Below are 6,477 nucleotides of genomic sequence, written 5' to 3'. Positions count from 1 at the left end.
CATGAGAACTTCAATTTTTGGCCTTTTGGCGATTTTACTTGCTTTCAGCTGTACCAGTTCAGAGCCTAAAGAAAAACTTCCCCGAATTGCAATTGCCGGTCTTGCAATAGAATCCAGCACATTCTCCCCTGCCCAAAGTGATGCTGCGGCATTTCGTACTCGGGTTGAAGAGGAAATATTCAGCTACTATCCATTTTTGGATTCTGGTTCGGTGGATCGAGCAAGGGCAGAATGGTTTCCTACTTTAAGAGGACATGCTATTCCTGGGGGAATTGTTACCAGAGAAGCTTATGATTCATTGGTAGGCGTGACGCTTGAAATGCTGAAAAAAAATCTTCCTTATGACGGATTGTTTTTTGATATCCATGGTGCCATGAGTGTCGTTGGACTGGATGATCCTGAAGGGGATTTCATTGCTAAAGTCCGAGATGTTGTCGGCACGGAAACCTTGATTTCCACTTCCATGGATTTACATGGTAATGTTTCTGAGCGACTTGCCAAGCATACGGATTTGATCACCTGTTACCGAATGGCTCCCCATGAAGATGCTTTGGAATCAAAGCAAAGAGCTGTTGAAAATATGTTGGACAGACTGGAAAATGGAAAAGGAAAGCCTGCTTTCAAAGCTTGGATTCCTGTTCCGATTCTTCTTCCAGGAGAAAAGACCAGTACCAGAATTGACCCTGGAAAGAGCCTCTATGCCAAAATTCCTAGCCAGACAGAAAAGGAAGGGGTCATAGATGCTGCGATTTGGATAGGATATGCTTGGGCAGATGAACCAAGAAACCATGCTGTAGTGATGGTAACTGGAGACGATGAAAAAGCAGTTTCTGAATCAGCAGAATACCTGGCAAATAGCTTTTGGGATGTTAGAAATGAATTTGAATTTGTTGCACCTGTGGCAACTTTGGATGAAAGTCTGAAAATGGCTTTAGCCAGTGATAAAAAGCCTTTCATGATCAGCGATATGGGAGACAATCCAACTGCGGGTGGAGCCGGGGATGTTACCTGGACCATTACTGAAATTTTAAAGAGACCTGCATTTAAATCTGAAAATGGCCCAAGCCTAATTTATGCTTCGATTCCAGGACCTGAGTTGGTGGAAAAGGCACTAGCAGCTGGGGTTGGTGGACAGGTTGAAGGAACTGCGGGAGCTGCAGTTGATGATAGATTCGCTCCACCGGTTTTATTGAAAGGTACAGTTGAAGCAATCAAAGAAGGTGATGGAGCGGCTGAAGTAGAAGTAGTTATAAAAGTTGGTTCAGTACATGTCATTGTCACCAAAAAGAGAAAGCCCTATCATAATGAAAGTGATTTTACTGATCTCGGTTTAAAGCCTAGGGAAGCAGATATTGTTGTGGTAAAAATCGGCTATCTCGTACCGGAGCTTTATGACATGAGAGCAGATTGGGTGATGGCTTTGACACCCGGTGGAGTTGATCAGGATTTAGAAAGATTGGGATATAAGAGAATTAATCGACCAATGTTTCCATTGGATAAGGATATGGAAACTCCAGATCTTAATACTCAATTTATTCCTGCTTCAGATAAACTCAACTAATACCCCAAAAAATTTAATTAAGATGCTGTTCTCAAAAGGAGCAGCATTTTTTTATCTTCAATTCAAATACTCCCCAAAATCATGAAAAAACTATTTTATCTCTTACTTTTCTTAGGAACAGGTCTACCTTCTTTCGCACAGGAAAATATTCTTTCGGACGAAGTTCAAATCCAAAACTTAGTGAAGGAATCTTTTGACGTTTTGTTTTCCTCATATGATTTGGATCAAATAGATAAATACTATACTCCCGATATCAAAATCTTAGAAAACGGTGAGATCTGGGATATGGAAATTATCAAAGGGATTCTAACAAATGCCAAAAATCGGAAATCCGGTGAACGCATAAACAAATTTGATTTCATCGAAACTCATGTGGATCAAAAAATGGGATATACGATCTATCATAATTACGCCAGCATTTCCACAAATGGCCAATCCATCCGTGAAATTCATTGGATTGAAAGTGTTGTGGCTGTCAAAACTGAAAATGGTTGGAGAATCAAAAATCTGCATAGTTTCCCTGCAGCAGAGAAATAAGCATTCTTATGAAATTTCGATCCCTAGTTCTATTTTTAAGTTTCTTGCTAATAGCCAAAGCAAACGGCCAAGAAATCAATCCTATTTCAAAGGACACAAAGCAGATCTTGTTTTTAGGTAATAGCATTACTTATGGAGGTCAGTATATTAATTACATAGAAACATATTACAGGTTGAAACACCCTGAATCAAGCATTGAATGGCTAAATTTAGGTCTACCCAGTGAAACAGTTTCAGGTCTTTCTGAAGAAGGACATGCAGGAGGAAGATTCCCAAGACCGGATTTACATGAGCGTCTAGATCGGGTTTTTGAGCAAATCAAACCTGATTTGGTTTTCGCAAACTATGGGATGAATGATGGGATTTATTTACCCCTGGATGAAATCCGATTTGCGAAATATAGAGATGGAATCAATTGGCTAAACGATAAGATCTTATCTATTGAGGCCGATGCGATTTTTGTAACCCCACCAATTTATGATCCCATCAAAGGTGAAGCCTATGCAAACGTTTTGGATAATTATTCCGATTGGCTAATAAGCAAAAGGTATACAGATTCTTGGGAAGTGATTGATTTGCATTGGTCGATGAGAAAGTTTTTGGAAGAAAAAAGAGCTTCAGACTCAACTTTTTATCTCGCCAAAGATGGCATTCATCCAGGAGATACAGGACATTGGCTAATGGCTAAATCGATATTACAATCCATTGGAGAATCTGAACTTGATCCATTTGAAGAATTCAGTAATTCGGTTAGCTCCTACCCAAATGCTATTGAAATCTTAGCTTTAATTTCTAAAAAACAAGCCATCCTTCGGGATGCCTGGCTGCGATCCACAGGCCATTTGAGGCCAGGTTTGGCTGAGGGTTTACCTTTAGAGGAGGCTTACATTCAAGTCAATTTATTAGAAAAGGAAATTCAAATTTTACTCCGCTAAACAATTAACCCAAGCTGACATAATATAGAAGATATTTTTATCCCTAAATTCTTATATTTTAAAATATCATTCTATTTAAACAGGACTTTCTCCTATTGACGTGTTTGAATCACTAAAACAAAAACATCGGAAAAAGCGGAATCAGAAATACTTAGCTATTGTTAATTTCATGAAAATCAACACCAAATTTATTTTTACTTCAAGTGCCATATTCTTGGGTTTATTAGGAATTGACCTGACTTTCATTCCGCAGGAAATTGCTTCTTTCTTAGGACTTCCCTCCGGATCATCGTTATTTCTTCAGATTACCGGTGCATTATATTTTGGCTTTGCGATGGTCAATTGGACGGTTAGAGGAAGTACAATCGGAGGCATTTACAATAGACCAATCGCCATCGGAAATTTCTCTCATTTCATTATTGGGGCATTGGCGCTGATAAAGTTTTCTTTCAATAATTTGGATTCAATTCCAATCTTGATTTTAACTGTCTTTTATGCTGTTTTTGCAGTGATTTTTTCATTAATTGTATTTACACATCCTTTAAAATCCTCCTAATGGAAAACCTACATAAAACCTCGTTTCAGTTTATTTCCGAGCCTTCAGATATTAATTTCGGAGGAAAAGTGCATGGTGGAGTTGTGATGAAATGGCTTGATCAAACTGCTTATACCTGTGCGAGAACTTGGGCGGAAAGTTACTGCGTGACCGTTTATGTAGGGGGTATCCGTTTTTACAAGCCCATCAATATTGGAGAGGTAATTAAAATTGATGCTTCGGTAATCTATACTGGAAACTCCAGCATTCATATCATGGTGGAAGTGTATTCAAGAGATTTTTCGGTGCATGAGTTTGAGAAAAAAACCCACTGTATCATCATTTTTGTAGCGGTCGACGAACATGGAAATCCAAAAAAAGTCAAGCCTTGGATTCCCAAAACAGATCAGGAAAAGAAATTAGAAGAATATGCAATCCGGCTGAAAACGCTCCGTGAAAACATTCACAATGAGATGAAACCATTCTTTAATGAGTAATGAACAAAAACAATCAAAAAAGGATCCCGAAGGAGCCTTAAAAGCTAATGAGCTTTTTTCTTAATTAACTTGAGAAACAACTCAAAAAATCCAAAAGCGACAAATCCAATCAATAGGCCAACAAGTATTTCTTTTATAATCGATGGCCAAGAAGGAAGTAAATGGTGGAAAAACTCTATGTTATGAACGAAAATCCCACCAGAAACTAAGATTAAAGCGATGGTTCCGATGATTCCCATTCCCTTAATAATCTTTGGCAAGGCTTTTACTAAAACTCTTCCTACTTTATCGGAAAAGCTATTATTCTCTTCATTGATAGCAATTAATTTATACCCAAATTCATCCATTCTCACAATGATCGCTACAATTCCATAAACTCCAATTGTTGCTAATAATGCAATTATTGAAACTACGATAATTTGATTGGTAATAGACTCTTGAACAACGGTGCCCAGCGCAATTATTACAATTTCAACTGACAAGATAAAGTCTGTTACAATTGCCGAACGGATCTTTTCTTTTTCTTTTTTTAAAATTTCTTCTGGAGTTAGATTTTCTAACAATATCACTTTATCCTCATGGGAATGTGGCACCAAATATTCATAGATTTTTTCGGCTCCCTCAAAAGCTAAATAGACTCCCCCTAAGATTAAAATGATGGTCACCGCCAAGGGAACAAAAGCACTCAACAAAAAAGCAAAAGGCAGAATGATTATTTTGTTCAACAATGATCCTTTGGTAATAGCCCAAAGCACAGGTAGCTCACGATCTGAAACAAATCCTGATGCTTTCTCCGCATTTACAGCCAAATCATCCCCCAAAATCCCTGCAGTTTTCTTTGCTGCAACTTTACTCATCACTGCTACATCATCCATCAATGTGGCGATATCATCGAGCAAAGCAAATAATCCTGATGCCATATTTTTTTTATCTAGTCTTTAAAAAATCAGCTTTTCTTAAAAAGCATATTTTTTGGATGAAGATATACCTCAATTAAATTTCTGCAAAAGTTATTCTTTGATCTTTTCTAAAAACAAATCTTCCACATAAAATTGCCAGTCGGAAAACTTCCTGGCCTGATTTGCCAAATGAACGTGATGATCCTGATCTAAAACGTAATCATCTGGTTTATTCAAAACTCTGGTTTTACCATAAACTTGCTCCAAATCAGATTCTATAGAATTCCACTTGGCTTTCATCCCAGCTAATTCTGCTTTGGCAATATTTCTTTCTTCCCCACTGGGATGATCAAGTTTTGCCAAAGTAATCAGAGCTTGATTCGTAAATTGTACAACTTTGGCTACTTGCTCATATGCTTCCAAATTATAGGTATTTCTCAAAGCTGCTTTTTTTGAAGCTTCTATTTTATCCATGACTTCCTCCACCACTTTCAGGTTTTCTTCAGCTTTAGAAACCCTATCCTGATACTTTTCTGTCCAAACTCCTGCAGAATCTAAATCCGGCAATTCTATTAAAGCATTATTTATTGGATCATTTATTCTCCTTAGCCTATTTCTATCTGTTCCATCCAATAAAGCATTTTTCCAAAAGGCAACTGGGCCTTCCAGACTTTCTACAAAGGCAAATTCTTCTGCTGCCACATCAGGCCCAAACATTCGCTGACGAAAAGCTTTGTGGATCTCATCTTCTGATCTTTGCTGTCCAGACCAAGTATATTCTGCAAAAGTGGCTATACCACGCTGATACAATTCAAACAATGGAGAATCATCATCCCATAGTGTCAACAACAAGCCATCCGCGTTAAGATCAATTGAACTCAGGGCAAAATCCCGAATATTGGCAGTATTACTGTTTTCTAATGGCATTAGATTCCATCGCGTTTGCCCAGCTGTTGCACCCATCACATTAAATCCATTTTGAGTAAACCATTGAATCGCTCTTTTATTCCCTGGCGACTCAGGCATGCTGTAATTCCATCGCATGTATACACAGTTCTTCGGAAACATGTCCACAAACTCATTGAGTTTAGACTCATTGATGGACCAAATACTATCAATTTGTGCTTCGTTTAAATTTGAATTATAAATTGATCTATACAAACCCGCATTTTGCAACGGCATATCATCCCAAAAAATCGGGGTCAACCCTTTCTCTTCAGCATATTTACTCACTTTATTCAGCCATGTCAACTGAAGTTCCAAAGCCGATTTTCCGCTATTCCTTCCTGTTGTATGAACTTCGTCCCCTCCTACATGAAGATAATTGGCATGTGTAAAAGCTTTTAAAGCATCGGTATATAAGTCAAATTGAACCTCATACGTTTTTTCATCCAGCGGATTAAAAGCCCAATCACTTTCCGGATCATCCCTGATAGGAATGTATTCTGGATGTTTTAGGATAAAAGAGGCATGTCCAAGTCCTTGTACCAAAGGTGAAATCCGAATATTTCTA

Annotated in this window: 7 protein-coding genes; 5 read left to right on the top strand and 2 right to left on the bottom strand. The window is 38.1% G+C overall.

The genetic code is table 11. The annotated features are described in order from the left end of the window. Position 1: 1 nt before the first annotated feature. The 5 genes from Q0L68_RS09450 to Q0L68_RS09430 all read left to right on the top strand — a co-directional run bounded on the left by Q0L68_RS09450 (position 2) and on the right by Q0L68_RS09430 (position 4,065). A complete protein-coding gene (locus Q0L68_RS09450) occupies positions 2–1,561 on the top strand; it encodes a M81 family metallopeptidase (protein WP_296702130.1) in 1,560 nt (519 codons plus the stop codon). 81 nt (positions 1,562–1,642) lie between these two features. Next, positions 1,643–2,098, top strand: a complete 456-nt coding sequence (locus tag Q0L68_RS09445) for a DUF4440 domain-containing protein (protein ID WP_296702128.1) — start codon at positions 1,643–1,645, stop codon at positions 2,096–2,098. Positions 2,099–2,106: 8 nt separating this feature from the next. Further along, positions 2,107–3,033 (top strand): SGNH/GDSL hydrolase family protein, encoded by a 927-nt coding sequence (locus Q0L68_RS09440; protein WP_296702125.1) that lies wholly within the window; start codon positions 2,107–2,109, stop codon positions 3,031–3,033. Positions 3,034–3,202: 169 nt separating this feature from the next. Next, complete coding sequence (locus Q0L68_RS09435) at positions 3,203–3,589, top strand: hypothetical protein (RefSeq protein WP_296702123.1); 387 nt, start codon at positions 3,203–3,205, stop codon at positions 3,587–3,589. After that, complete coding sequence (locus Q0L68_RS09430; protein WP_296702120.1) at positions 3,589–4,065, top strand: acyl-CoA thioesterase; 477 nt, start codon at positions 3,589–3,591, stop codon at positions 4,063–4,065. Before Q0L68_RS09435 ends, Q0L68_RS09430 begins: the two co-directional genes overlap by 1 nt. A gap of 44 nt (positions 4,066–4,109) precedes the next feature. On the opposite strand, the gene Q0L68_RS09425 is transcribed toward Q0L68_RS09430, so the two are convergent. Continuing rightward, positions 4,110–4,985, bottom strand: coding sequence for a DUF808 domain-containing protein (locus Q0L68_RS09425; RefSeq protein ID WP_296702119.1), 876 nt, complete (start codon positions 4,983–4,985; stop codon positions 4,110–4,112). Positions 4,986–5,075: 90 nt separating this feature from the next. Continuing rightward, a partial coding sequence (locus Q0L68_RS09420) for a family 20 glycosylhydrolase (protein WP_296702117.1) occupies positions 5,076–6,477 on the bottom strand: 1,402 nt, incomplete at its 5' end.

This window comes from Algoriphagus sp. (assembly GCF_024642405.1).
In the GTDB taxonomy this organism is placed as follows: domain Bacteria; phylum Bacteroidota; class Bacteroidia; order Cytophagales; family Cyclobacteriaceae; genus Algoriphagus.
This window is presented reverse-complemented; position numbering and strand designations above follow the sequence as displayed.

Coding starts and splice junctions, on each gene's coding strand:
- Q0L68_RS09435 (WP_296702123.1), top strand. CDS start 3,203: ATGAAAATCAACACCAAATTTATTTTTACTTCAAGTGCCATATTCTTG.
- Q0L68_RS09440 (WP_296702125.1), top strand. CDS start 2,107: ATGAAATTTCGATCCCTAGTTCTATTTTTAAGTTTCTTGCTAATAGCC.
- Q0L68_RS09425 (WP_296702119.1), bottom strand. CDS start 4,985: ATGGCATCAGGATTATTTGCTTTGCTCGATGATATCGCCACATTGATG.
- Q0L68_RS09450 (WP_296702130.1), top strand. CDS start 2: ATGAGAACTTCAATTTTTGGCCTTTTGGCGATTTTACTTGCTTTCAGC.
- Q0L68_RS09430 (WP_296702120.1), top strand. CDS start 3,589: ATGGAAAACCTACATAAAACCTCGTTTCAGTTTATTTCCGAGCCTTCA.
- Q0L68_RS09445 (WP_296702128.1), top strand. CDS start 1,643: ATGAAAAAACTATTTTATCTCTTACTTTTCTTAGGAACAGGTCTACCT.